Source organism: Glutamicibacter sp. PAEs-4 (assembly GCF_051161755.1).
Taxonomy (GTDB): domain Bacteria; phylum Actinomycetota; class Actinomycetes; order Actinomycetales; family Micrococcaceae; genus Glutamicibacter; species Glutamicibacter nicotianae.
Genome location: NZ_CP195017.1, coordinates 1,495,748 through 1,522,136, shown reverse-complemented (window position 1 = coordinate 1,522,136; position 26,389 = coordinate 1,495,748). Strand labels below are relative to the sequence as shown.

Sequence of the window (26,389 nt, the reverse complement as noted above, 5' to 3'; positions counted from 1 at the left end):
CTTCCTAGACCGAAACCGGTGCGTTGACGAGGTCGCTAGGCGACGAGAGGGTTCCACGGATTGCGGTAGCCGCGGCAACCAGTGGCGAGACCAGGTGGGTGCGTCCGCCCTTGCCCTGGCGTCCTTCGAAGTTGCGGTTCGAGGTGGACGCGCAGCGCTCCCCCTCGGCCAGCTGGTCCGGGTTCATGCCCAGGCACATGGAACAGCCCGCGAAGCGCCATTCAGCACCGAAATCCTTGAAAATCTGGTCCAGTCCTTCTGCTTCGGCTTCCAAGCGAACTCGCGCCGAGCCCGGGACCACGATCATGCGGACATTGGGGTCTTTTTCCTTGCCTTTGATGACCTGGGCAGCCGCACGCAGGTCTTCCATGCGGGAGTTGGTGCAGGATCCCAGGAACACGGTATCCACCCGGATATCCTTCATTGGGGTACCGCCCTCAAGTCCCATGTAAGTCAATGCTCGCTCGCAGGCCTTGCGATCATTCTCGTCTTCGAAGTCTTCTGGCGATGGCACATTCTCGGACAGCGAGACGCCCTGGCCAGGGTTGGTGCCCCAGGTGACGAATGGTTCGAGTTCATCAGCGTTCAGGAAGACTTCAGCATCGAAAAGTGCACCCTCATCGGTGTGCAGCTGCTTCCAATCAGCAACCGCTGCATCCCAGGCTTCGCCTTCCGGAGCGTGCGGGCGGCCCTTGACGTATTCGAACGTCGTTTCGTCCGGAGCAATCATGCCAGCGCGAGCACCGGCCTCGATGGACATGTTGCAGATGGTCATACGCGCATCCATGGACAGCGAACGAATCGCTGAGCCGCGGTATTCCAACACGTACCCCTGGCCGCCACCGGTACCGATCTTGGCAATCACTGCCAGGATGATGTCCTTGGAGGTTACGCCTGGCTTCAAGGTGCCCTCGACGTTGATGGCCATCGTCTTGAACGGCTTCAGGCTCAACGATTGGGTGGCCATGACATGTTCGACTTCCGAGGTGCCGATGCCAAAAGCCAGGGCGCCGAAGGCGCCATGGGTCGAAGTGTGCGAGTCGCCGCAGACAACGGTCATGCCTGGCTGAGTCAATCCCAGCTGCGGACCCACGACGTGGACAATGCCCTGTTCCTTGTCGCCCAGGGAGTGCAAGCGGACGCCGAATTCCTTGCAGTTGTCGCGCAGGGTGTGGATCTGGGTGCGGCTGGTCAAGTCGGCAATGGGCTTATCGATGTCCAGCGTCGGAGTGTTGTGGTCCTCTGTCGCAATGGTCAGATCCGGACGACGCAGCGGACGGCCAGCGAGACGCAGGCCTTCGAAGGCCTGCGGAGAGGTCACCTCATGCAGCAGGTGGAGATCAATGTAAATCAAGTCCGGCTGGCGGGCTTCACCGTCGCCTTCTCCTCGACGCACAACATGTGCATTCCAGACTTTTTCTGCCAACGTCTGGGGCGACTGCATGGCGGACATGCGACACACTCCTCAAGCTACGAACAATTGATACTCCAACTTTGACACTTCATAGAGAGACTTTTCCAGTATGCGGACTTGAATCTCAAATACTGAGACGTGATACTTGGACTATGACAACAGGCAGCGGCGTAGGCGTACTGGATAAGGCAGCAGCCATTCTCAATGCATTGGAGAATGGCCCCACTTCCCTTTCCCAGTTGGTGGAACTCACCGAAATTTCCCGCCCCACGGTGCACCGCATTGCCCAGTCTTTGGTCCATCATGGATTAGTTGGGCGCGACATGCATGGCCGCTTTGAGCTGGGAAACCGTCTGGTGGAACTCGCCAGCGCGGCCGGTGAAGACCGGCTGGTCAGCGCAGCCGGGCCGGTGCTTATCAAGCTTCGCGACCTCACCGGTGAAAGCACGCAGATTTTCCGCAAGCAAGGCGATTACCGCGTGTGCATCGCCAGCGCCGAGCGCCCAATCGGCCTGCGCGACACCATTCCGGTGGGAACCCAGCTGTCAATGAAGGCCGGTTCGGCAGCCCAGGTCCTGCTCGCGTGGGAAGACAATGAGCGCATGGTGGAAGGATTGCATCACGCGCGCTTCACTCCGACAATCCTGGCCGGCGTCCGCCGGCGCGGTTGGGCCCAGTCGCTGGGAGAACGCGAGCCGGGTGTTGCTTCCGTTTCCGCACCAGTACGCGGGCAGTCCGGACGAGTCATCGCGGCCCTGTCCCTATCCGGCCCAATTGAACGGCTTACCCGCCAACCGGGCAAGATCCACCACGAGGCCGTGACAAGCGCAGCCCATGAGCTTTCTGAACTTCTGCGCGTTCAGAATGACCGTGCGTAGGATTCTCACGAATCAGGTGCCAAGCAGCTAGGCGAAGTGGTCAAAGCCCGTCTCGGGCTTTGCGACCTTGCCGTCGACTTTCACCACTGCGCGTCGCCCATTGGCAGGCTTGGCAACACCGATGACGGTGAATTCTCCGGGGATTTCAGCGCTTTCGGGGAAGGCAGCCAGGAGCCCGAAATCCTCACCGCCATAGAGTACCCACGACATCGGATCGATGCCTGTCAGTTCTGAGGCAACCTCCAGTCGAACCGCGAAATGCTGGAGGGCGGAAGATTCCAGCTCGAGATTCACGTGGCTGGCTTTGGCTATGCGCCCGGCGTCACGGATCAGTCCATCGGATAGGTCCATCATGGCTGTTGCGCCCGCTTCCGCAGCGCGGGGACCGGATTCCAACGGCGGCACGGGACGGCACTGCGCCTGGACCAGGCGGCGCACCGCCCTGCTCCAGCGTTCATTGCCATGTTCGTGTTCAAGCACGGCAAGCCCCGCGCCGGCGGCGCCAACACGTCCGGCCACCGCTATGCGATCTCCGGCTCGGACTCCGCTCCGCAGCACCTTCCCATGTTCGCATTCGCCGAGAACGGTAGTGGTAACCGAAATTTCTTGCGACTTCCCGAGGTCTCCCCCGAGAATCGTCAGTTCCTTGGCGCCAAGTTCCCCGATGGCCTCGGCAACGCCACGGCTGAAGTCCCTCACCCATTCCAGGGCAGTTGACTTCGGCAGGGACAAGGAAATCACAGCGCCAGTGGCGTGACCACCCATCGCATTAATGTCTGACACATTTTGCGCGATGGACTTCCATCCGATGTCATAAGCGCTATGTTCCAACCCGCTGGGCCAGAGCAGCCGAAAATCCTGGTTTTCCACTAGGGTGTCCACCGAGACGAGAACCTCGTTCCCGTTCACCCGCAGTGCACCTGCGTCGTCTCCGGGCCCGAGACTTGCCCGTTCTGAATCAAGCAGCGGCAACATCGCGTCCAGGATGCCTTGCTCGCCCAGGTCACCCACTGTTGCATCGACGTTTGGTTGATTTTTAGTCACAGAGTTCTAATCGGCTTTCTTGGCTGCTGAGGTGATCAATGCTGAGTAGCTGTTGTAGGTGTCCAGGTGCTGGTCAACGGGCTCGATGACTGCCTGTCTCACCAGCTGGGATACCGAGCGTTCAATGTTTTTCAACGCTTTCCTTCGCTTAACTTTAGCGACTATTCGGTTGACAAACGAGCAAGCCAAACCCAGGACAATGCCCAGCAGTATTCCGATGAATACCAGCAACGTTGGGACAGCGATTCCTTCAACCCGCGGAGCCTCCGGCAGTTCGAATTGGAAGTATCCGGCAACCGGATATCCAGCGAGCCACAAAGCTCCACCCAATGCCGCAACAAGAGCAACCCATTGGATGACCTTGACTACGGGCCACCACCACGATGACCGCTCAACACCCAACGGAGTGCCGGCAATCGCCGCATCAATGCCGTCATCCAGCACCGCCGTATTTGTGTGCACTTTCTCCCGCAACGGCTCTTTCCAGCTTTCCGGAAGATCTGCAGAAGCTTCAGAGACATACTGGTTGATGCCATGTTCTATAGCCGCGGTTTCTGCGATGGAAAGCTCTGGGCGGGAAGTCAAAGACAATTCCGGGTCTTCATGCTGCCGGCCAAGATTCATCCTTTTGAGCGGATCGTTGCGCAACTTGACCAGCCATGTGGTTAACAGCCATCCGGTGCGCGAAGCGCCGCGAAGCAAGTAGGAGGTCTCCACTGCGTCTGCAATGTAATGGGCACCGTGCGCTTTGGCGATCACACGCTCAAGTTCAGCTTGGTGCAGCTGGCTGGGCAAACGCACCTTCTCCACTTGGAGTTCCTCGCTCAAGCGTTGGATGACTTGATCAACATCTGCGCGCAGTCGACGCGTGGATAGTGCTTTGTTCTTGGCTGCGGCCGCAATCTTGGCCTGCACGTCTGAGACTCCTTCGCCTGTAACGGCCGAGGCGCAGACGATGGGCAAATTCTCCAATCCAGACGTGGCCAAGATGTTGCGCAAGGAAGCGACGACTTGCTTTCTTTCTCGCTCGGCGATCTTGTCTATCTGGTTCAAGACGATCAGCAGGTTGCCCTGCTGGCTGCGCAGCGAATTCAGATATCCGTGGTGAATTGAAGCATCGGCGTATTTCTGGGGGTCAAGCACCCACACTAGATAGTCCACCTGGCCTACCAACCGGGCGGCAATCTTGTGGTGATCAATCGCTGTGGAATCCATGTCAGGAAGATCCAGCAGCAACAGTCCGGCGTCGAACTTCCTCTTCTTGGCGGGTTCTGCCCGGCCGTTCTGGTCTTCCATGACGTGGCGAGTAGTCACTTCCAACCAGTCCAGCAGTTCGCCAGCGCCTTCTGGTTCCCAAATGGCAGCTACAGTGTCCGTCGTCGTCGGGCGGATGACTCCCGTGGCGGCAAGTTCGTGGCCCACCAGTGCGTTGAACATCGTCGACTTTCCACTACCAGTGGCACCGAAAAGACCCACGACAACATGCTCCGCAGAAAGTTGGCGGCGAGATTCAGCCCGGGCAATAACGTCTGCGGCCAAATCGATGGTCTCTGGTTCCAGATATGGTTCTGCAAGCTGCATCGCTTCCACGATGCTGTTGATTTGCGAGTTGAGACCGCTGACGGCCCGCAAGATCTTGCGTTCAGACATCAGCGGGCCCCCTTGCCGCTCAAGTCTGCGGTCATCTTGCCCAGTTGTTCGGCAAGCTCCGGCTGCGAATTGGCAGCGAGCTCATCCAGATAGATTGAGGAGCTCTTCGCCAGGAGATCACGTGCCCGGGAATCTAGCATCTTGCGCGCCTTCGTAGCCATGCGGCGTACCGCGTCCTCTCCGAATATTGCTTCCAGCAGTTTCTGCCCCACTAGGGCAGAGCCCCCGGCAATACCGATTTCCAATCCAGTGAGACCCGCCGTTGATGCGAAGACCACAACCATTAAGATCACCGCAACTCCGTTGACGCCGAATGCGGCCATCCGGGCGGTCTTGCGCTTTCCGGCGCCTTCCTGGCGGATCATGTCCAGGACATCTTTTTGCCAGAGCCGGATGCTTTCTGATGCTTGCTCATTGAGATCCTGTGACGGACGCGGCGTTGGCAGATTAGCTTGCAGCGCCAGGCCGAATGGGGTGTTCTTCCACGACCTGTCAATGTCATGGCAGGCCTTGGTGATCTCGGCAATGAAGACTGTATGCAAGCCTGATTCAATGGCTTGTTCAACCCGGTGGGTGGCTGGCGGCTTGCCCGTGAGGAATGCGCCAACACGATCCCTCAGCCGTCCGATGGCGCCTTCGATTCCGCGCAGGAGCTCGCCCGCTCCGACGAAGTCCTGCCACCGTGCCAGGATTTCGCCACGCAGCAACGAGCCATCGTGGAGCGAATCGTTGATCCTGGCCAAGGATTGCGCGAAGCGTTCATCGGTCAGCGTGCGCAGTTCACCGAGCTGGTTTTCCTGCTCTTGCAGTTCAGCGATTAGTTCACTGACGTCGGCTGCGGTGCGACGCAACGCGCCTTCGAGGGTTTGGGCCGCAATTCGCTGCCGCTGGGCGGAATCCGCTGCCAATGAGTTCAGCCACGCCAGCAAAGGTTCCACGTGCTCACTGGGAATCAGTTTTTCTTCGCCGAGTTGCGTCTCGTTGAGCACATGCAGCAGGGTGGGATCCAGGTCCTTTTCACTTAATAGGCGCTTCAGATCCGGAACGATGTCGCTTTCGGCTCCAGGAGGCACCCTGTTCAATACGACGCAGACGGTAATTTTACGTGCACCAGCCTCGGTGAGCAGATCCCAGGGAAGAGCGTCAGCGTACCTATTGGCCGTCGTGACGAAAATCCAGAGGTCCGCTGCATTTAGAAGCTGGCCAGCTAATTCCCGGTTCTCATCGGAAACCGAGTCGATATCCGGGGCATCAAGTATTGCCAACCCTTGAGGTACTTGTTGGCGCGGTGTCATCAGTAGTGCTTGGTTACTGGATGCTCCGCCCTGCGCATTGAATCCACCACCAGCTACACGTTTAAGTTCGGGAAGAATCCGGTCAGATTCAAAGAAGAGTTGGTCAACCGGGTTGAACGCCAAAACCGGAGTTCGCGTCGTCGGGCGTACCGCACCGGAAAGGCTTACCTGTTCCCCCAGCAGGGAATTTACAAGAGTCGATTTTCCTGAGCCCGTGGATCCTCCGACAACCACCAATAGCGGTGCGCCTAGGTTCGAAATTCGAGGTATCAGGTAGTCCGAAATTTGGTGCAACACCTTGTTGCGCAGCACTTCGAATCCGGATGCATCTCGTGGCTGAGGGTTAACAAAGGAAAGCTCACTGAGCAGATCCTGAAGCTCGTTCAAATGCTTCACGGCTTCGCTGCCGGTTCCGGCTGGCGAAGCGGTTTCCTGCCCTGAGCTCTTATCCAGATCTGAATTCGACTCCATGAGAACTATCTTGCCTCATGCCAACAGGTAATTTCGCTAGCCCAGTACTGATTTTGTCCGGGAAAACACGAAAACCGCGGATTTCTCCGCGGTTTCCATTGGTGACCCCAACGGGATTCGAACCCGTGTTGCTGCCGTGAGAGGGCAGAGTACTAGGCCGCTATACGATGGGGCCGTATATTGAAGAGTTACCTTCAACTCATCAAATTTCTTTGATGAAGCGCTGGGATACCAGGACTCGAACCTAGAATGACGGAACCAGAAACCGTTGTGTTGCCAATTACACCATATCCCATTGTGACTTGGCGTTTTAGGAATTCAGCTAATTATCATTCCGGCCACTGCCGTAGCACGAGATAAAACTATACCGGCCAAATGACCAGCGCACAAATCGAGCACCGCTGCCAGTTTTCCACCAGCGATCCGCGGAAAATCAGGACAGAACAGTCGTGAGCGACGCCAAATCCTTCACCCGCCATCCAGGAAAATTCTTGTGAAATGAAGCACGGTCCAGGAGCACTGATTGGAGTCCAGCGTCAATGGCCCCTTGATAGTCATTAATTGGGTTATCCCCTATGTACAGCGTGTGGGCCGGCAGGCTCTTCAATGCAGAACACCCGGCCAGGAACGGGGCCGAGTGTGGTTTTGGTGCCCCAGCGGAATCGGAACCAATGACGCATTGGAATCCGGCGAGCCCTGCGGCCTGCAGTTTGTCCCGTTGGTATGACTCGGCATTGTTGCTAACCGCGCCATATGGGATCCCCAGAGACTCCAGATGGTCCAAGAATGCCGGCACGTCACCAAAGGGCTTCCACGACTCGCGAACTTTCGTCTCATATTCATGAGCCCAACGTGCATATGCTTGGCCGCTGGGGGCGGTGGCCCCAGCCAACCTGTATGCGCGCTGCAGCCGCACTTCTCGCTGGCCAAGGAAAGTCAGCTCGCCTGCCATGTACCTGTCGTAGGCCTGCGCGCCGTCGTCTGCGAAATCAGCTGCGATCGCAGCTACTTGTTCGGGATTCAGATGTGCCAGCGCCGGAGCAGACAAGGATGAGAAGCCTTGGATAGCTGCGGAGCGCAAATCCACGAGGGTCTCATCGATATCAAAGAGAACGCCTCGGGCTGGAACAACTGCAGGGCTGATTCCATCCGAGGCGTTCAAAGTGCTTCTCGTAGAGCTGTCGGCGATTCGCTAGCGGGATTCACCGAATGCGCGCAAACGCTTGAGGCTCGACTCGCGTCCAAGAATTTCCATGGACTCAAAGAGCGGCGGCGAAACGCGCTTTCCGGAGATTGCAACGCGGGCTGGTCCGAATGCCTGGCGAGGCTTCAAACCCAGTTCGTCCACAAGCTTCGTGCGCAGGGCGGCCTGGATGGATTCGGCATTCCATTCGGAAAGGCCTTGAAGACCGTGGACAGTAGCGTCGACAACCTCAACAAGGTTAGCTGGCATTCCCTTCAGTGCTTTCTCATCGATGGCAATTTCGTCATCAGACTTGAAGAGGAATTCAAGCATGTCGGTCGCTTCGCCCAACAGCGCAATGCGTTCCTGAACCAATGGCGCAGCCTGATCCAAGATTTCGTTTTCGCGTTCGGTCAGCGCTTCCCCGACAAGGCCAGCCGCCTTCAGGTAAGGAACCAAACGATCCCGGAAATCCTGTGGCTCCAGCATGCGCACGTGAGTGCCGTTGATTGCTTCTGCCTTCTTCACATCGAAGCGGGCAGGGTTGGACAGCACGTCCTTTACGTCGAAGGCTTCAACCAGCTGTTCACGCGAGAAGATATCTTCATCAGCGCTCAGCGACCAACCCAGCAGGGCCAGATAGTTCAGCAGGCCTTCCGGGATGAAACCGTTGTCGCGGTGGAGGAACAGGCTAGATTCCGGATCACGCTTGGAAAGCTTCTTGTTGCCCTGGCCCATGACGTACGGGAGGTGGCCGAAGCGTGGCATGTACTGGGCAACTCCGATGTCATGCAGCAGTGCGTACAAGACGACCTGGCGCGGAGTTGAGGACAACAGGTCCTCGCCACGAAGGACGTGGGTAATCCCCATCAGCGCATCATCAATTGGGTTGACCAGGGTGTACAGCGGCTTGCCGTTGGCGCGCACGACAACGTAGTCGGGCACGGATCCCGCCTTGAAGGTGATCTCGCCACGCACCAAGTCATTGAAGGTGATGTCGTGATCTGGCATGCGAACACGCAGGACAGGTTCGCGGCCTTCGGCCTTGAACGCGGCTTTCTGCTCATCGGTCAGCTCGCGGTCGAAGTTGTCGTAGCCAAGCTTTGGATCGCGTCCAGCTGCCTTATGGCGTGCCTCGACTTCTTCTGGCGTCGAGTAGGACTCGTAGAGATGGCCAGCAGCACGAAGCTTTGAAATGACGTCCTGGTAGATTTCACCACGCTGCGACTGGCGGTAAGGCTCATGAGGACCGCCCGCGTTGACACCCTCGTCCCAATCGATGCCCAGCCATGCCAGGGCGTCCAGAAGCTGGTTGTAGCTTTCCTCGGAGTCGCGCTTGGCATCGGTGTCTTCAATGCGGAAGATCATCTTGCCGCCGGTGTGACGCGCGTAGGCCCAGTTGAACAGGGCAGTACGGATCAAGCCTACGTGGGGGGTTCCGGTTGGGGATGGGCAAAAGCGAACGCGTACCGGGGTATCTTCGGTAACAAGGGGAATCAACGATAGATCAGTCATGATGCTTTCATTCTATGCCCTCAACACGGAAACAGGCACTTTAAAGCGCAAGGCTCCCGATCACATTAGTGATCGAGAGCCAGTGCGGTTTCACCAAGTTGATGATGGCAAGTTGGTGACAACATCAACTTTACCTATGAACCGAGTTCGCGAACTATATCTAGCGACGGAAAACTGTCCGCAGCGTTCCAATACCTTCTACTTCCACTTCGACGACGTCGCCGGCATCGACCAGGCCGACACCCGCTGGGGTGCCGGTCATGATGACGTCGCCTGGCAGCAAGGTAAAAGCTTCGGAAGCACGAGCAACTAGCTCGTTGACCGGCCAGATCATGTCGTTGGTAGTTCCGTCTTGGCGAACTTCGCCATTGACGCGGCTGACGATCGTTAGGTCGTCAGCGTCTTCGATTTCGGTTTCAATCCACGGACCAAGGGGGCAAGAACCGTCGAAACCTTTGGCACGAGCCCATTGCGGATCAGTGCGCTGGGCATCGCGTGCGGTCAGGTCGTTTGCTACCGTGTAGCCGAAGATCACGTCCTGCGCCTTATCGGCTGGAACGTCCTTGCAAATGCGCCCAATAACTACGGCCAGTTCGCCTTCGAAGGATACTTCGTTAGAGAAAGAAGGCAAGGTGACCGGATCTCCATGGCCCACTACCGAAGTATTTGGCTTCAAGAACATCAACGGCTCGGCTGGAACTTCATTGCCCAGCTCTTTGGCATGCTCTCGGTAAGTGCGGCCGAAGCCAACGACCTTCGAACGAGGGATGATCGGGGCTACCAGCCGGACGTCATCCAAGGAGTGCGTAGCACCAGTGGTTTTGATCCCCTGGAAAAATGGGTCTCCGGCCAAAACATGAATACCGTTACCGTCGACAACGCCGTACAGCGGGTCGCTATCTACTACAAATCGTGCAATACGCATACTTACCCGTATACTTTCCCTCGAAATGGTTCCATTTGCTGCTATAACCGATTAACGGTTTAAGAATATTTCTAGCTCTTCGTCGGTCATTTCAAAAGCATCAATCGGGCCAAACCCAGTTGGGTGACCTTTTTGCCACCGCCACATATCTTCTACCATCTGTTCCAGCCCGTGTTCGGCTTTCCATCCTAGCTCCAGACGCGCCTTCTCGGCATTGGCATAGTTTTCTGCAACGTCGCCAGAACGTCGCTCCACGATTTCGTATGGAACTTCTTTACCTGAAACACGTGCAAAGGCCTCTATAACCTCTAAGACACTTGAACCAGTCCCTGTTCCGAGGTTCCATGTATGGGCTCCGGCTGATTCACGCAAATATTTCAATGCTGCCAAATGTCCTGCGGCCAAGTCTAAGACGTGAATGTAGTCCCGGACCCCTGTACCGTCTGCCGTGGGGTAGTCGCCGCCGAATACGTGAACTTTCTCGCGTCGGCCGATTGCAACCTGTGCAACATACGGCATGAGATTATTCGGAGTTCCTTGCGGATCTTCTCCGATGAGACCAGAAGTGTGAGCCCCAACCGGGTTGAAGTAACGAAGGTTAGCAATCGACCAACGCGGGTCTGACGCGGCTAGTTCCTCCAACATTTCTTCAATGTGGAGCTTGGTTCGGCCATAAGGATTCGTTGCACTTCTGGGGGTTGATTCAATCAGCGGAAGCGCCGTCGACTCGCCGTAAACAGTTGCCGAAGAACTAAAAACAAGTGTACGGCAGTCAACCGATTCCATCGCATCCAGAAGATTGAGTGTACCCGTAACGTTATTACGATAATACTTTAGCGGCTCGGAAACAGATTCTCCTACAGCTTTAAGTCCGGCGAAATGTATTACTGCTTCTGGTTGAGTGTCAGCGAACATTTTCGTCAGTTCTTGCTGGTTTAGCAGATCAACACGCCGCAAGTGTGCTGAACGCCCCGCCAATGAATTGACTCGTCGGATTGATTCAGGTGATGAATTGCTGAAATTGTCGACTATGGATACTTCATGGCCTTCTTCAAGCAGCTGAAGAACGGTGTGGGAACCGATATACCCAGCACCACCTGTAACTAGAACATGCATATTTTGAATCTACCAACTTAAAAACGAATGATCCGCGATTTGCTTCGCGGACCATTCTATCAACTTTCAAGAATAACTAAGCTAGTCGCTCCAGCCAACCATGACGGTCTTCCACGGTGCCCAGCTGGATTCCCAGCAGTTCTTCGCGGATGGACATGGTAACTTCACCGGCGGCAGCGTTCTCATCTCCGATGAGCTCTTCACCGTTCTTCAGCACACCAATTGGGGTGATCACGGCTGCTGTACCGCACGCGAAAACCTCAGCGATATCGCCCGAGGCAATCCCTTCGCGCCATTCGTCCAGGGTGATTTTGCGTTCTTCAACTTCCATGCCTCGGTCCTTCGCGAGCTGGATGACCGATGAACGAGTCACGCCTTCCAGGATGGTTCCGGTCAACGCCGGGGTCACCAGTTTGTTGCCCTTGGTGACGAAGAAGACATTCATGCCGCCGAGTTCTTCGACAGCATTGTCGTTGAAGGCGTCGAGGAACAGGACCTGCTTGCAGCCGTTTTCCTCGGCTTCCAACTGGGCAACGAGCGAAGCAGCATAGTTGCCGCCGCACTTGGCCGAACCGGTACCACCTCGGCCTGCTCGCGCATAGTTCTTCGAAACCCAGATGGCGACCGGCCTGAGCTCGCCGCCAAAGTAGTTGCCTGCAGGCGATGCGATGACACGGTAGGAAACCTCACGCGCTGCGCGTACCCCCAGGAAGGCTTCGGTAGCAATCATGAACGGACGCAGGTACAGGGCTTCACCGTCACCGGTCGGTACCCAATCGATATCGGTCGCCACCAGCTTGCGCAGCGACTCGACGAAAACTTCTTCATCCAGCTGCGGGAGCGCAAGGCGCTGAGCGGACTTGTTCAAGCGGGCAGCGTTGGCGTGCGGACGGAAAGTCCAGACTGAACCGTCTGCATGGCGGTATGCCTTGAGTCCTTCGAAAATTTCCTGGCCATAATGCAGTACCGAAGCCGCTGGATCCATGGCGATAGGGCCATATGGCTCTATTCGAGCGTCATGCCATCCACCGTTAGGTCCGCTATCGTCTGCCGACCAGTCAATGACCGCGGTGTGATCAGTGAAGAAGTCTCCGAACCCAGGATTAGCCAAGACATCGGCTCGCTCCTGCTCGCTCTTGCGATTCGTTGAGAGATTTTCGGTGAATTCCATCTACCCTGGACTTCCTAGTTCAATAAACAAAGAACGGATGCTCCACGCCTGTGCGGAACATCCGTTCGTGGATTTGCTACTGGTTAGTGGCTAACCAGAAACGTCACTTTCAGCTTATGCCAGTAACGCGACAATTGCATCGCCAATTTCACTGGTGGTGCGATTATCGGTCAATTCTTGACGTGAAGTGATCTCTTTTTCAACAGCTTGCTCAACTGTCCGCGCCTCTTCGACCAAACCGAGGTGGTCAAGCATCAGTGCCACCGACAGGATCGCCGCAGTTGGGTCCGCCTTCTGCTGACCGGCAATATCTGGAGCGGAACCATGAACCGGTTCGAACATCGAAGGGTAGGTGCGGTCCATGTTGATATTGCCGCTTGCGGCCAAGCCGATACCACCGGTAATGGCGCCGGCCTGGTCGGTGAGGATGTCGCCGAAGAGGTTATCCGTGACAATCACATCAAAACGCGATGGATCCGTCGTCAGGAAGATGGTGGCCGCATCCACGTGCAGGTAGTCGTGGGTAACCTCAGGGAATTCCTGCGCGACCATTTCAACGGTGCGCTTCCACAGGTGTCCAGCGTGCACCAGCACGTTGTGCTTATGAACCAGGGTGACATGCTTGCGTTCACGCTCTGCAGCGCGGCGGAATGCGTCGCGGACAACACGTTCTACGCCATATGCCGTATTCACAGATACTTCGGTAGCGATTTCATGCGTGGTGCCCGTGCGAACCGACCCGCCATTGCCAACATAAGGGCCTTCGGTACCTTCCCTAACTACCACGAAGTCGACTTCACCCGGGTTGGCCAGAGGGCTCTCAATTCCTGGATACAGCTTCGCTGGGCGCAGGTTCACGAAATGGTCCAGCGAGAAGCGGAGCTTCAATAGCATCTCGCGTTCGATGATGCCGGACGGAATTCTGGTATCCCCAGGAGCTGCACCAACAGCACCGAAGAGAATTGCATCATGCTTCTTGATAGCTTCCAAGGTCTCTTCCGGAAGGGTTTCCCCGGTCTCCAACCAATGCTCCGCGCCAAGCTTGTAATCAGTCAGCTTGAGCTCTGCCTTGCCGCCATTAGTGACAAATTTCAGAACCTTGACAGCTTCGGCAACTACTTCTGGGCCAATACCGTCACCCGGAATGACCGCAATATCAATTACATTTCCCATGGCAGAGATTCTATCGATAAGAGTCCGCTATTTGAGAGTTCGTCTCAAATAATGAGATCAGTTTAGCTTCGTGGGGCATAGTTCCTCCCTAGGCATGAGGCCTCGCGGTCCTTGCCTCCGATAACCTTGGATGGATAGGTCCTTGGCTTCGCCACAAGGATCGACAGTTGCTCACACGTTGAATTGCAGGAACACTTGATCTTTGCCAACCCCCACCGTCGTATCGACGGTTGGATCCGCGCGAATCCCGGACGAGTCGATTTCATCACTGGCCTGCTATACACGCTTCTTTGCATGCCAGCAGCCCTCGGCTTGGCTTCTTCAACGTCGTCGCCTGTGTCCTTTGCAGCCGTACTGATGCTCTCGGTCATCCAATCTGCACCACTGATGTTGCGGCGTCGATATCCATGGGCCGTCACCCTTGTCGTGGCCGCTGGGCATCTACTGCAACTCGCTTTTGATGGGCTCATACTGTTCTCACAAGTCTCTGTCCCGATCCTGGTCTACACCATGGCCGTATACGGGAAACGCTGGCAGTCCTTCAGCACCCTGGGGCTGGGTCTGTTAGGCGCGTTACTAGCAACGTTCAGCATGTTCGGCGCGTCAAGGTATTCACCTGATCCAACGCCAGCTTTTACTTTCGACATGATGATTTCTTTCGTGGGCCTTGCGTTGGTTGTCACCCTGTCTTGGACCTTCGGTGACCTGGCCCGCACTAGACGGCTGGGAATGAAGTCGCTAAGAGAGCATGCCGATCGGCTGGAGAAAGAACGCCTCATCGAGCGCGCTCTAGCGGCTGCAGACGAGAGGAACCATATTGCCCGCGAGATGCATGACATCGTCGCGCATTCGCTCTCCGTCATCATCACCCAGGCAAACGGGGCGCGATATGCGGCAGCGAAAGACCCGGAGATCGCCATCGAGACCCTTAAGACAGTTTCAGATACTGGCCGCGCGTCGCTGAAAGAGATGCGCAGGCTCCTGGGCGTCCTGCGAAAAGACGAGGAATTGGAGAACCGCCCTCTTCCGTCGCTGGCAAACGTGCCTGACCTTGTAGAAAGCGTTGCCGTGTCCGGGCTGGATGTCCATCTGGAAACTTCGGGAAGCCCAAGGAAGGAGTTGCCTGCAGGTGCGGAACTCACTATTTATCGATGCATTCAGGAATCACTGACGAACGTCATCAAGCATGCTGGCCCGGACACTCAAACCCAAGTCCATATCGAATGGACTTCCTGGGGCTTGAATCTGACCGTCAGCGACGACGGTCGAGGTGCCGGCTCCATCGTCCTTGAAGGCACGGGCCACGGCCTCCAGGGCATGAAAGAACGCGTAGCCTTATATGAAGGTACCTGTACTGCGCTCCCCCGGGCTGGGGGCGGTTTCGCCGTTAATGTTTCCATCCCATACACCGAGGACTAATTTTCAAATGCCTAAACCAGAAACCATCAAGGTTGCCTTGGTCGATGATCAACTGCTGGTTCGCAGTGGTTTCAGAATGCTGATCAATTCCCAAGATGATATGGAAGTCATTGTCGAAGCCGGCAATGGGCGCGAAGCACTCGCTGCACCATTGATGTCCCAGGCGGACGTCATCTTGATGGACGTTAGGATGCCGGAAATGGACGGCATCGAAGCCACCGAACGACTGCTGGATCCGGACCTGAAAGCAGCAGATGGTCCAAAGATCATCGTGCTGACGACTTTCGACATGGATGAGTATGCGCTGAGGGCGATTCAGGCCGGCGCCAGTGGATTCCTTCTCAAGGACGCTCCCCCAGAAGAACTCCTGGAGTCCGTTCGCACTGTGAATCGGGGCGATGCCGTAATAGCCCCGTCGACCACTCGACGCTTGTTGGACCACATGGCACCGATGCTGAAGAAGAATTCGTCACAGCATAATGCTCACCTTGTTGCCGCTGTCGAATCGCTGACACCCCGGGAGCGGGAAGTTTTCGGATTGATTGCAGAAGGCTTTTCCAACCCTGAGATTGCCGATAAGTTATTCCTATCAGAAGCGACAGTCAAAACCCACGTAGGCCACATCTTGGCAAAATTGGAAGCTCGAGACCGGGTTCAGGCCGTTGTCATCGCCTACCAGACGGGGGTCGTCACTCCCTGATTGACTGCAAAAAATTGAGGTGTTCTGCCCAAATTTCAATTTGGGCAGAACACCTCAATGTTCATTCTGGTACTTCTTACTTTTCTTCTTCGTAGCGTGGAAACACTGGTGAAGGGGCTGGCAGTTCAGTTCCAGGAACCAAAGCACCCTCGAAGGACTCGAAGGTTCGCGCCGAGCCTTCTCCAACTGCCAACGCGTTGAGCATCGAAGTCATGGCCTGCGGCAAGACTGGCTGAAGAAGCAACGCTACCTTGCGGACAATTTCAATTGTCACGTACAAGACAGTAGACATGCGCTCAGGATCGGTCTTCTTCAGCTTCCAAGGCTCCTGCTCGGCAAAGTAAGCGTTGGTATCGCCCAGAACGTGCCAGACGGCTTCAAGTGCCTTGCTGAACTCCTGACGGGAGTATGCGTCGCGGTTGATTTCCAACAGCTTGCCGGCTGCATCCATTATTTGCTGATCAGCTTCCAGCAATTCGCCCGGCGTCGGGACGACTCCCCCGCAGTTCTTCGCAACCATAGACAGTGATCGCTGTGCAAGGTTGCCGAAGTTATTTGCCAAGTCACCATTTATACGGGCAACGATGGTCTCATGGTTGTAACTTCCGTCGGCGCCGAAAGGAACCTCGCGCAGGAAGAAGTAGCGTACCTGATCCAGACCGTAACGGTTCACAAAATCGTCAGGGGAAACGGTGTTGCCCAGCGACTTGGACATCTTCACACCGTTGTTGTGCAGGAAGCCGTGGATCATGACACGCTTAGGCAACGGCAATTTAGCGGACATGAGGAATGCTGGCCAGTAGATCGCGTGGAATCGCGAGATGTCCTTGCCGATGACGTGGACATCTGCCGGCCAGTATTTGCGGAAGGAAGCGGAATCGACGTCTGGGAATCCAACTCCAGTCAGGTAGTTGGTGAGTGCGTCGACCCACACGTACATGACATGCTTCTCATTGCCCGGTACTGGGATGCCCCAGTCAAAGGTTGTACGGGAAATGGAAAGGTCGGTCAGACCGCCTTCGACGAAACGTACTACTTCATTGAAGCGGGAACGCGGCGCGCCGAATTCAGGGTTGTTTTGGTAGTAGTCCAGCAACTTGTCCTGGTACTTGGACAGTCGGAAGAAGTATGACTCTTCTTCTGTCCAGGTAACCTCGGTGTCAGTTTCGATGGCATAGCGGATGCCATCTTCACGAACTTCCGTCTGTTCCTCAGTGTAGAAAGCTTCATCGCGTACCGAGTACCAACCAGCGTACTTATCCAAGTAAATGTCGTCATTGGCTTCCATGCGGCGCCACAGTTCCTGTGCAGCCGCATGATGGTCCGCATCAGTAGTACGGATGAAGCGATCGTAGCTCGTTCCCAGCTCATCATTCATGGCTTGGAATGCATCCGAGTTTCGCTGCGCCAGCTGAGCCGGCGTGATACCAAGATTCTCTGCGGTTTGCATCATCTTCTGGCCATGTTCGTCGGTCCCGGTCATGAAGAAAACGTCAAAACCGTCGAGTCGCTTGAAACGAGCCATAACGTCGGTAGCGACTACCTCATAGGCGTGCCCAATGTGAGGGGTGCCGTTCGGGTAGGAAATAGCCGTGGTGATGTAGAAAGGTTTTTGCTGAGAAGTCACGATTATAAATTTACCTTAGCTTGCGTCTGAAAGCGGATTTCCGGACAGTGCTGACTCGTCACATGATCTTGTCCAGATACTCCCAGAAGGCGCCTCGCAGCGTGCGCCGGATGGTCTGCTGATCGGTTTTCCATTCTCCTAGCACCTGGGCGCAATCCTTGAGCAAAGTCCTGTCAATTTCGGGTGGCAACTGAGGCTTGTCGGCAATCAGTTCTACTACGTCGTGCTGTGTAGTAAAGGCCAGCCACGATTCAGCGACTTTTGCGCCAATCTCTTCTGCAACCTTCAATTCTTTTTGCTCGTAAGCCGCAGAGCCCTGATAACCAGAGCTTTCGCCGCCGCTGGAGTAGACCACCTCTGGTTCAGCTTGCCGTTCCGTTGCTGGCCTGATGGCAATCTTCTGGGCCATGACTGCAGGTGTGGGTATCGCCGGCCTTGCTGCTGGCTTTGGTTCTGCTTCCGTAGCTGCACGAGCAATCAGAGAGGTTTTTTCCGAGTGATTCTTGTCCCACTCAAGAACCTTGGTGAAAGCGCTATCCAATAATTGATTTGGAACGGTTTCAATATAGTCAGCGGTTAACGCCAGGTGTTCGGCGACGGAAGCTACGCCAAGCCTGCTATCGGATTTCGCTACGCCCAGTAGCACGACTTTCATCCCTAAGTCCTGCGCTTCCTCAACAGCTTCGGCAAGGTCGTCATCACCGGAAACCAAGTACGCAATAGAAGCCGAGCCGTTGCGAGCCACTCCAACCAAGTCCAGCGCCAGTCTCAGGTCCACGCCTTTTTGCTCACCGTTATAGGAGATGCGTCCTAGGCGGACTTTAACGCCTGGTATCAGGCCAATACGCTTATGCTGTTCAGTAAATAGGCCGTCTCTCGAAGCGTCGTACCAATAGACGCGTAGATTATTTAGTCCTGTGCTCTTCTTGACCGTTTGCACGATTCCACGTATTAACGCTTCGTAATGCGTTGTGAAGGCCGAGCGTAAAGTAGTCCCGGCGGCGCGATGACCGCCAAGGGAGAGCAAAAATCCGGCATCGATAAATATTGCTGTTTGGTTCATCATGTTTCGATCCTACCCACCGGCCCTTGAATGACAGCCAACGTCAATAATCACTTCGTCAGACATTTGATTAATTCGGCTCAATTATTTAACAGACGTTTTCGGTAGAGCCTCTGGATCGAATACCTCTGTTGCAGAGAGCCTGCGGCTCTGATGCGCATCTGCACTACGCTTAATGTGTGAGCGCCAACATAGTCTCGATGAATCTCACCGTGGTAGGTGGCAGCTATCCTCTCAGCAAGCACCAGACCTTCCGATACACATTAAAGAAGTCATGAGATTTCACATCCGGCCCAAGGGCGATTGTTACCAATTTTCTACATAGACGCTCCCAGATACTCGCGCATTCAATACAGAGTTGGTCATGAGTAAACACTCAGGTGTGCATAGCAGACGTATTTGGAAGCACCTGTGCGCGTTTCGGATAGCGTCAAAGTAGCGACCGGATAGCATGTTGCGGCATTCTGCCGACACCAGGATGATTCCGACAGCCACGACACCGATGTCATGGCCATCAAAATGAATCATCCGGCACGGATAATTAGCGCTATCAAGAGCCTGTCTGATCCTTAAAGGATCCGTGCCAGTCGCTGCATGACGCGGTGACTGCTGGGGCGAGCATGAACCAGACGGATACCAATAACCAGATGCTCGGCCTTGCCGGGCCGAACATGCGCCGGTATGATTACCGCTCAACGCGTGAAACCAGCGCAGTCAAATAATAGTTACCGTTGACGCGTAGGTCGAAAGCAGTCCGTGGTGTGATCCGATCGACGAGCTACTGCTACCGTTTCGATACACAGGCGCTTCCAAATACCTAAACTCAACCCAGGTACTCAGGCCCGAAGACAGAAAGTCAACATAGTCCTAAAATCCTGTCGATTCTAAATGCCTCACGGAACACAAACAACGTTCTGGGCTCTGGCACCAGAACCCAGAACTATGATTGCCCGTTGGTTACGGCCGCAACTCCCCTGAATGAGAGTAAAAATAGCTCTCACCTGACAGCTGGCTTCCGGAACAAATCCAATACCAGCCTCGCTCCAGCCTGCGATCTGAACCAAGAGCGCAGCGTAGAATTACGACTACTTGCGCACAGCTAACAACCGAGAAGTAACAGGATTTTCCTTACCGTATTTTGAATAATTATCAGATTTCTGAGAATCAACGATCTTAAACCCAATTTGTTGCAACTTGTCTTCAATTTCAGAACTATCAATGAAGTTCCTAAATGAACGGTTGTATCGCTTTTTCAACTTTCTGTCTTCCAATGTGCGGAATTCGAGCGCCAGAGAGTCACCAGCAATTACAACTTGGGACAACAATGCGAAAAGTTTCGATAATTCGCTCTGAGTCAGCGAATGCAACAGGAAACGAGCATAGAACAGGATTGGTCCAGGATTATTCAAACGATGCCTGGCAACAATCTTAGAAAGCACACCAGAATCTAGAATGTCAGCACGCGTAAAGCTAACATTCCTTGGCACGCCTCTATGACTATTATTACTGCTTCGAATTGAATAAATGCTTCGGTCAATCCCCAGAACGGCGTCCATGGACTTACCGAAGAGTATGGAGTCTTCGCCGTCACCAGATCCAAGATCAATCACTGATTTAGAAGCCTTAAACACGTCGTGCTGTAATACGTAAGCCGCAAATCTGGAAGGATTAGCACGACGAGAATGCGAATAAAAGTCGTCTGCGGCCAGCTGAGAGCGAGCTGAATACGACAATAAAGCTTCCGGGTCACGCCTCCGGCGCTCATTCACCCATGAAAAGTTAGGGTTTGGCACCCTCCAAGACTTACCATACACCTGTTCCAAGAGCAGCTCAGGACTCTTTGGAACTCGAACTTGATGCCCCATAAACTCAGATTGCACAGTTGGCTCAATTACACCCGGATCTACACGATCCTGACCAACTGTACCGAAAGGAAAACCTATCGCACCATCTTCTTTACGGAAGAGATGAGCAATGTCGACCATTACGATTGATCCGGAAATCCTGCGCACAGAAATACAGGAAGCTTTGGCGTTTACTGAATATCCAGCCTTCAATAGCGCCCTGCCTAGTAAAGCAAATTCTGCTGCAGCTTCCGCAGCATTTCCCCGCTTAGACAGATAAGCACAATCCATGTCCTTATCAAAAGAAATGAATCCATTTTCTCTTACATACCCTAGAAGAGTGCCACTGTAGATGAATGCATGCGACCCTGTAACTTGATAAATGACCTCCGAGACCTCTTTGAAAAGTTCAAGAACACCCTCTTGCCAGGCCATATCCTCGGCTTTGGCTAGTACCCGGATTCTTCCTTTGTCATCGAATTTCTGACCGCGGGCAAAACGATCCAGTAGATCTTGTTTTGACTCCTTGCCTATTTTGATTGGTGAGTAGGAATCCAAACCATCGGGGAAGGCTAGTCGCTTCCCATCTTGCATGACACACAATTGGTTGTCAGGAGAAGCAAATCTCCATTGGTCATATAAAACAATCTCGAAAGAGTTGGTGCCATCTTCAAGTCGCTTAGGACGTACACTTTGAATCAAAAAATCATCAATATACAATTCCAATAAAGACTCAGAACTTGTTACACCATAAATTCGATTCTCTGATATTTCAAGCACTTGGTTCACAAGAAGTCACCTTTTCAAATTTGGATTTAACAGCAAAATATTTCTTCAAGAAATTTGCGACTTCTTCTTCAGCAATTGGAGTAGCACCTTGAACTGGTGCCTCATTAATACACATTGCTTGTCTGTGTCGACGCTTTAAAGTTTCGTGCATAACAGCAGCATACCGGTCATCGAGAATATTAATGTAGTTGTACGTTAAGGAACCCGGGACAGCTTTACCGATAATTTGAGCGTAATAATGATGCAGCTGATCGGCAACGATATCTTCATGATGCCGGAAGCGGCTAGACCACGTGCTTTCAAACGTATTCTGGAACTTCATTTCCATTTCAAACATGACGCTCTTAATGAGGGGGTGGGGCGTATGTTTTATCGCACGAGACACAGTAACCCCAAACTCACGTTCCAGTAATGTACGAATATTTCGCGTGAGATTGATGTGTGGTTCGTCTGCAATAGAAGGGCTACCGAATGGACGACGATTATTAGACGTAGAAACCCGAGCTATTCCCGAAGGAGTAAAAAAGTCATTAGGAGATAGAGGTTGTCCGAGCATGACATCGTCATTCATGTAAATGAAATGTTCACTCAGACCTGGGATGTGGTGCAGTCGGGAAATAATGGCGTTGCTGTTAAAGGTCGGCAGATCCTTCGGGTCGAAGATTTCCTTGTGATCAACGACCGTCATTTTTTCGGTGTCCGATAGCCAGTCGGGCCTTTGCCCATCAGTAACCAGGAAAACATGGTTTACCCAAGGGGCATATGCTTCCAAGGATCGTAAGGAATATAGTAGTTCGTCTCTTGACGTGAATCTAGCAGAATGAATCGCTTCAGCATGATACTCAACTCCATCAATTTCAGCCTGAAGTCTAGTTCTTTTTTCCTGCCAGGAAGGATCCTCTCCATCGACCCACGTGTATACAACATCGATGGGGAATTGAACATCATCAATCATAATTCGATTGAAAACTTCAGGGCGCAATACCTCGCGACCGTCGAAAAAAGTTTTGGTTAGTTCAAATTCTGCGTCGGAAAGCACTGCAGCCGCACGATTTTCACGAGGAGCAGTGACTTTCGTCCTTTGACCAGTCTCCTCGAAGTTCCAAAATTCAATATCGCATCCATACGCAAATCCGAACCGCATCCCACTAGCTTGGTCGGAAAGCGGCGAGCAAAGTCGTAATATGCGTGAATCTAGCAAACTGGATTCGGCAGGTATACGTGAAACAGAAAGTTGAAGCCGGCTACGTTCAACGTCCAGGACATAGCTCGACTCGTCAAGATCCCAATGAATGAGTGTTAACGCACGTAAAACATCTGTTCTATCCGTATCTCGAACACCGATAACACGCCTTCCCCTGTGCAACCCATCAATCAGCCACCATTCAACGTCAGCCTTATTCAGAGCATCCGCCACGATATGGAAATTTCTTGAGTAAGCTTCTTGGGGCATGATTGCATCGCCAGAATTCCAAACAATACCTGCGGCCTTGCTTTGTTTTCGACTCTTGGCAGATACAGTGCGATTCTTAGAAACCGTCTCGATCTTTCCGGACGCAGAGTCAAAAAACTTAGCTACCATCATCAGTGTTGGTCGAAGCTTCAGATAGTTCTTCTCACCAATAATATTCTTAAAAAGATCTTTAGTTTTATTCAAATATTTACGCATCATGATTATCTCAATTTATTTCTTAATCGCACTTACAATGATTTCCGTTGGTGAAATCCTCGAATTTAAAAATTGTTTCTCAATTCGCTTCTTATATAACTCCGGCACTTCGAAATCAGAAGAAAGGGTCTTCTCGATAGTCGCTATAAGAGCATCGAGTGTTTGAACTACGGGGCCAAAACCATCTCGTTCAAAATCAAAGTATCCTTTCGGCGAATGATACGTATTGAAATCATTCTCGTCGAATGTGAAATAAATGCTGGGTTTACGCATATAAGCAGCATCGAATAATATTGAAGAATAATCAGTTATGAATAAAGAGCAACGGCTAATTGAAGAGGCGTAATCGATTTCATCGTCAGAGGAAAACAGAATCCGATCATTGATACCCGTGATCGATTCGAAACCTCCCCGCACTTCTGGGTGCGGCAAAAAGTCCAAAACGCAGTTGTGCCTCACAAGTACCTCCTCAAGTTTCTTGGATGAAAGTACCTCAGTTATGGTCTGATAATAGCTCGATTCCTTAAAAGACTCTCCGATTCTCGGATTTCCGAATGTTTTATATGACGGAGTAACGAGATAGCTCCTCCAGGTAGGGGCAAAAAGGATACGTTTTGGAGACAAATCGCTATTGGCATCTAACTTCTCGAACCGAGGCAGACCCGACTCTACAACTCGTCGACTTCCATAGTCTAAATGTTTGGTGACGTATTTGGATTCATCGTTCGTTGAGGTTACAAAATAGTCATATCCCTGTACCAATCGATGCAGTCCTGCAGCAGTATCCCGATAAATAACACCATGCTGCAAGAACATTCTGCGCGTACGAGTACGGGGTCGCAAATACTCTAGATATTCCATCTTGTCCCATTGCTTTGGCAACGTGTACGTATCCACGTCATAGGCATTGGCAATAAGATCAGCGTGCAACATTAAGAACTTATGCTTCCATGATGAGTGCTTGACTTTCCTGGCGAAAACCGATTCCACCGAGGACAGCGAACCCTCTGGATCGGTCAAATAATACGCTTTTACCCCAGGAACAGTATTCAGAATACGCTCAAAGAATGCAATTCCATTGTCATTTTGCTGTCCCCAACGTTCACCAATAATGACAATTTGTTTCCGAATTAGTGGCTTAGTAATACTTCTGATTAAAAGTTCCGCGGAAAAAGGTAGTCGTTTTTTGTAGTTTTGGTAATCGCCATATAACCTTGCGGCTATAGACTTCGTATTCCGTTCAACATTTCTAATCAAAACCCTGTTTTTTGCATCGGAAAAGATTGAAATTATCGTATTTTTGTACGACAAAGGTAAAGAGTTCCTGAACAACGCCATTGTTTTATGGCTGGTGGCCCCGTATTGACCGTGTTCACTAATTAAAAAGATATGGAACAAAAATTCACCAGAGGGCAAGTCCTCCAATGGAATTTCGAAACGAAAACCCGAATATAATCCTGCCGAATGCGCCCGGTCCGGTCGTTTGCGCCATGTCCCCTCGAAACGTTTGCCTGCTAGCCTGAGTTGCAGGCGCGCTAGAGGTAAGGTATCCATGCGGGCGTGCTTCGCCGTGATTCTGCCTTCGAAAACGAGTTTCCCCTGTTTCCTAATCAGTGATTCAGCACCAATAACGAGATTTCCTACCTGACGAAGAAAGCGAAGGTTCTGGTTTCTCTCTGCTTCGTACCCAACGAATGCCTTTGTTCCGACGATGCTGAGTGGCTCTTTGCGGACATCTGCAGCGCTAAATGTCGTAGCGTCCGTTCCGAGTAGTCGCGCGTATGCGAGACGTATACCAGGGTGAGCGGTCGATTTTTTGATTGCGCTTACACTTACGGTTTCAAAAATATTCTGAATTCGTAACTGGTACCTATATAGTTCATCATCGTCAAAGACATCAAAGGAGCGAAAAACAAAACCTTGAAGCCCCCTGATGATGAACTCATCCAACAGTGCATTCTTACTTGCGTCAAGACGCGAGTATAAGCCTAGAAGATTATCGCACAGCTCAAGGTAATCCCAATAGTTTTCTTTACGATTGAATAACGAATCCATGACGGATGTATTGTTGTCACGTTTTCGATATAAGTAAGAAACTGCATTCTGAATCCCGATCCCGTTGCAGCTCAATAAATAAGGGACAACGAAGTGGGCATCCTCGAAGTGAACGCCAATTCCGAATTTGAAATCATTTTCACGAATTTTTGACATTCTATAAATCTTATTGCAAGGACCCGCTCCGTGAATAAGTTCTGGAACGCTCGTGATTGTCGGTTCAATCCTTGTTCCGTGATCAAAAACCTTGTCCCATACAAATTTCTGCGCTATGGGGAACCGTTCCATACGGCCGATGCTAATATCTGTGTCGGGGTGACTGAACTGACGCAGCATCCATACGTAGGCGTTTTCTGGGAGCAGGTCGTCAGAATCTACGAATGTGACGTATTCGGCACTTACTTTCGTCAGTGCAAAATTCCTAGCTACGCCCGCGCCGGCGTTTTTCTGCTGGTAAAACCACACGTTTGGATATTTTTCCGCGAACTGCTGAGCGATTAGAGGGCTCTTATCTGAGCTTCCATCATCGACTAATATAACCTCGTAATGTTCGAAATCCTTTTGAGTGACAATAGAGGTCAACGTATCAAAAAGGTAATCTTCTACATTGTAAATTGGTACGATTATGGCGAGCCTAGGATTCGTCAATTTCTTAAGATACTTGGCATCTAACTTCCGAGTGACAGTTCCATGCTTGACGCTCATGTATCGTATACTTCCCATTGACCAGTTTGATTTTAATGAAATAGTGGCACGGGCCAGGTTGACACCGCCTGAATCGGACGTTCGGCCTAATCCAAATTCTTATGTCGCGCGCCTCGATCGGGACACCGCGCGCCTCGATCGGCACACCTCATTGTACAGTAATTTCACTTACTGTTCATCTTGTGCTTAGGTTTAGGTAAATTCGATGCACTATCCGAGTGTTCCAAAGCATTCTCGCATTGCACCATTACTCCAGGACGTCTGCAAAGTCGTATCACCAGATAAATTTCGTAAAGTTCAACGCAATCGTCGAACCTCTTAAGTTATCGGAACTCTGATAAACATGCGAATGACCACACCCATGTGATAGCCCTAGTTGGGTGTGTCTTGGCCGCATTTGCCTGGTTTCAACGACGAATATGTATGGGCCTCGTAAGTACTTCATGGTTTCAGGACAAATCGATAAAGGTCCGATTGAAGCTTGGAAACGACGGTAATTTGCATTTGCCGGAAACTCATTATAGTTGGTTTGTGATCTGGTTCCGGACGCCATGTCACGGATGAACTCAAGTAACGAAACAACGTGAATGGCCGACGGCAGTTCTTGGAGCTTCCCGCGCTAAATCTCCCGCAGGATCCTCCAATTCTTCAAATGCGCGTTGTCCTGTTCCACCGCTGCATCA

General features: G+C 52.7%; 18 protein-coding genes and 2 tRNA genes. 3 read left to right on the top strand and 17 right to left on the bottom strand.

Features of this window, described 5'->3' with window-relative positions:
• Nucleotides 1-4 precede the first annotated feature (4 nt).
• Nucleotides 5-1,444, bottom strand: a complete 1,440-nt coding sequence (gene leuC / locus ACR9WD_RS07170; protein WP_434923195.1) for a 3-isopropylmalate dehydratase large subunit — start codon at nt 1,442-1,444, stop codon at nt 5-7.
• Nucleotides 1,445-1,566: 122 nt separating this feature from the next.
• On the opposite strand from leuC, the gene ACR9WD_RS07165 reads away from it, so the two are divergent.
• Nucleotides 1,567-2,292: an IclR family transcriptional regulator gene (locus tag ACR9WD_RS07165; protein WP_434923064.1), complete on the top strand. Its 726-nt coding sequence runs from the start codon at nt 1,567-1,569 to the stop codon at nt 2,290-2,292.
• A 27-nt stretch (nt 2,293-2,319) separates the two neighbouring features.
• On the opposite strand, the gene thiL is transcribed toward ACR9WD_RS07165, so the two are convergent.
• From thiL to ACR9WD_RS07110, 11 genes are all read right to left on the bottom strand, one after another.
• Nucleotides 2,320-3,336 carry a thiamine-phosphate kinase gene (gene thiL / locus ACR9WD_RS07160; protein ID WP_434923063.1) on the bottom strand — a complete coding sequence of 339 codons (1,017 nt, stop codon included), beginning with the start codon at nt 3,334-3,336 and terminating at the stop codon, nt 2,320-2,322.
• Nucleotides 3,337-3,342: 6 nt separating this feature from the next.
• Complete coding sequence (locus ACR9WD_RS07155; protein WP_434923062.1) at nt 3,343-4,986, bottom strand: GTPase; 1,644 nt, start codon at nt 4,984-4,986, stop codon at nt 3,343-3,345.
• Nucleotides 4,986-6,677 (bottom strand): ABC transporter, encoded by a 1,692-nt coding sequence (locus ACR9WD_RS07150; protein ID WP_434923061.1) that lies wholly within the window; start codon nt 6,675-6,677, stop codon nt 4,986-4,988. Before ACR9WD_RS07150 ends, ACR9WD_RS07155 begins: the two co-directional genes overlap by 1 nt.
• Nucleotides 6,678-6,851: 174 nt before the next feature.
• Nucleotides 6,852-6,927, bottom strand: a tRNA-Glu gene (locus ACR9WD_RS07145).
• A gap of 48 nt (nt 6,928-6,975) precedes the next feature.
• Nucleotides 6,976-7,047 (bottom strand) — tRNA-Gln (locus tag ACR9WD_RS07140).
• A 138-nt stretch (nt 7,048-7,185) separates the two neighbouring features.
• Nucleotides 7,186-7,914 (bottom strand): HAD family hydrolase, encoded by a 729-nt coding sequence (locus ACR9WD_RS07135; RefSeq protein WP_434923060.1) that lies wholly within the window; start codon nt 7,912-7,914, stop codon nt 7,186-7,188.
• 30 nt (nt 7,915-7,944) lie between these two features.
• Entirely contained in the window at nt 7,945-9,450 is a 1,506-nt protein-coding gene (gene gltX / locus ACR9WD_RS07130; RefSeq protein WP_434923059.1) for a glutamate--tRNA ligase, read from the bottom strand.
• Between the two features lie 160 nt (nt 9,451-9,610).
• Nucleotides 9,611-10,375, bottom strand: a complete 765-nt coding sequence (locus ACR9WD_RS07125) for a fumarylacetoacetate hydrolase family protein (RefSeq protein WP_434923058.1) — start codon at nt 10,373-10,375, stop codon at nt 9,611-9,613.
• Between the two features lie 51 nt (nt 10,376-10,426).
• The gene (gene galE / locus ACR9WD_RS07120) at nt 10,427-11,491 is read right to left on the bottom strand and encodes a UDP-glucose 4-epimerase GalE (RefSeq protein WP_434923057.1); all 1,065 of its coding nucleotides are present in this window, start codon (nt 11,489-11,491) and stop codon (nt 10,427-10,429) included.
• 76 nt (nt 11,492-11,567) lie between these two features.
• Nucleotides 11,568-12,662 (bottom strand): branched-chain amino acid aminotransferase, encoded by a 1,095-nt coding sequence (locus ACR9WD_RS07115; protein WP_434923056.1) that lies wholly within the window; start codon nt 12,660-12,662, stop codon nt 11,568-11,570.
• A gap of 114 nt (nt 12,663-12,776) precedes the next feature.
• Complete coding sequence (locus ACR9WD_RS07110) at nt 12,777-13,835, bottom strand: 3-isopropylmalate dehydrogenase (RefSeq protein ID WP_066137870.1); 1,059 nt, start codon at nt 13,833-13,835, stop codon at nt 12,777-12,779.
• 195 nt (nt 13,836-14,030) lie between these two features.
• Here ACR9WD_RS07110 and ACR9WD_RS07105 point away from each other — a divergent pair, with 195 nt between their 5' ends.
• Entirely contained in the window at nt 14,031-15,254 is a 1,224-nt protein-coding gene (locus tag ACR9WD_RS07105; RefSeq protein WP_434923055.1) for a sensor histidine kinase, read from the top strand.
• 7 nt (nt 15,255-15,261) lie between these two features.
• On the top strand, nt 15,262-15,954 hold the full coding sequence (locus ACR9WD_RS07100) for a response regulator (protein ID WP_434923054.1): 693 nt from the start codon (nt 15,262-15,264) through the stop codon (nt 15,952-15,954).
• Nucleotides 15,955-16,030: 76 nt separating this feature from the next.
• Here the strand turns inward: ACR9WD_RS07100 and metG are convergent, their stop codons facing one another.
• The 5 genes from metG to ACR9WD_RS07075 all read right to left on the bottom strand — a co-directional run bounded on the left by metG (nt 16,031) and on the right by ACR9WD_RS07075 (nt 25,706).
• Entirely contained in the window at nt 16,031-17,581 is a 1,551-nt protein-coding gene (gene metG, locus ACR9WD_RS07095) for a methionine--tRNA ligase (RefSeq protein WP_285675941.1), read from the bottom strand.
• 58 nt (nt 17,582-17,639) lie between these two features.
• On the bottom strand, nt 17,640-18,647 hold the full coding sequence (locus tag ACR9WD_RS07090; RefSeq protein WP_434923053.1) for an NYN domain-containing protein: 1,008 nt from the start codon (nt 18,645-18,647) through the stop codon (nt 17,640-17,642).
• Nucleotides 18,648-19,729: 1,082 nt separating this feature from the next.
• Nucleotides 19,730-21,277 carry a hypothetical protein gene (locus ACR9WD_RS07085; protein WP_434923052.1) on the bottom strand — a complete coding sequence of 516 codons (1,548 nt, stop codon included), beginning with the start codon at nt 21,275-21,277 and terminating at the stop codon, nt 19,730-19,732.
• Nucleotides 21,261-22,949: a stealth conserved region 3 domain-containing protein gene (locus tag ACR9WD_RS07080; protein ID WP_434923051.1), complete on the bottom strand. Its 1,689-nt coding sequence runs from the start codon at nt 22,947-22,949 to the stop codon at nt 21,261-21,263. The genes ACR9WD_RS07085 and ACR9WD_RS07080 overlap by 17 nt, the downstream gene beginning before the upstream one ends.
• 12 nt (nt 22,950-22,961) lie before the next feature.
• The gene (locus tag ACR9WD_RS07075; RefSeq protein WP_434923050.1) at nt 22,962-25,706 is read right to left on the bottom strand and encodes a bifunctional glycosyltransferase/CDP-glycerol:glycerophosphate glycerophosphotransferase; all 2,745 of its coding nucleotides are present in this window, start codon (nt 25,704-25,706) and stop codon (nt 22,962-22,964) included.
• Nucleotides 25,707-26,389: the final 683 nt, after the last annotated feature.

Coding starts and splice junctions, on each gene's coding strand:
- ACR9WD_RS07075 (WP_434923050.1), bottom strand. CDS start 25,706: ATGAGCGTCAAGCATGGAACTGTCACTCGGAAGTTAGATGCCAAGTAT.
- gltX (WP_434923059.1), bottom strand. CDS start 9,450: ATGACTGATCTATCGTTGATTCCCCTTGTTACCGAAGATACCCCGGTA.
- ACR9WD_RS07080 (WP_434923051.1), bottom strand. CDS start 22,949: ATGATGCGTAAATATTTGAATAAAACTAAAGATCTTTTTAAGAATATT.
- ACR9WD_RS07155 (WP_434923062.1), bottom strand. CDS start 4,986: ATGTCTGAACGCAAGATCTTGCGGGCCGTCAGCGGTCTCAACTCGCAA.
- ACR9WD_RS07090 (WP_434923053.1), bottom strand. CDS start 18,647: ATGATGAACCAAACAGCAATATTTATCGATGCCGGATTTTTGCTCTCC.
- ACR9WD_RS07100 (WP_434923054.1), top strand. CDS start 15,262: ATGCCTAAACCAGAAACCATCAAGGTTGCCTTGGTCGATGATCAACTG.
- ACR9WD_RS07115 (WP_434923056.1), bottom strand. CDS start 12,662: ATGGAATTCACCGAAAATCTCTCAACGAATCGCAAGAGCGAGCAGGAG.
- ACR9WD_RS07125 (WP_434923058.1), bottom strand. CDS start 10,375: ATGCGTATTGCACGATTTGTAGTAGATAGCGACCCGCTGTACGGCGTT.
- leuC (WP_434923195.1), bottom strand. CDS start 1,444: ATGCAGTCGCCCCAGACGTTGGCAGAAAAAGTCTGGAATGCACATGTT.
- ACR9WD_RS07165 (WP_434923064.1), top strand. CDS start 1,567: ATGACAACAGGCAGCGGCGTAGGCGTACTGGATAAGGCAGCAGCCATT.
- ACR9WD_RS07110 (WP_066137870.1), bottom strand. CDS start 13,835: ATGGGAAATGTAATTGATATTGCGGTCATTCCGGGTGACGGTATTGGC.
- galE (WP_434923057.1), bottom strand. CDS start 11,491: ATGCATGTTCTAGTTACAGGTGGTGCTGGGTATATCGGTTCCCACACC.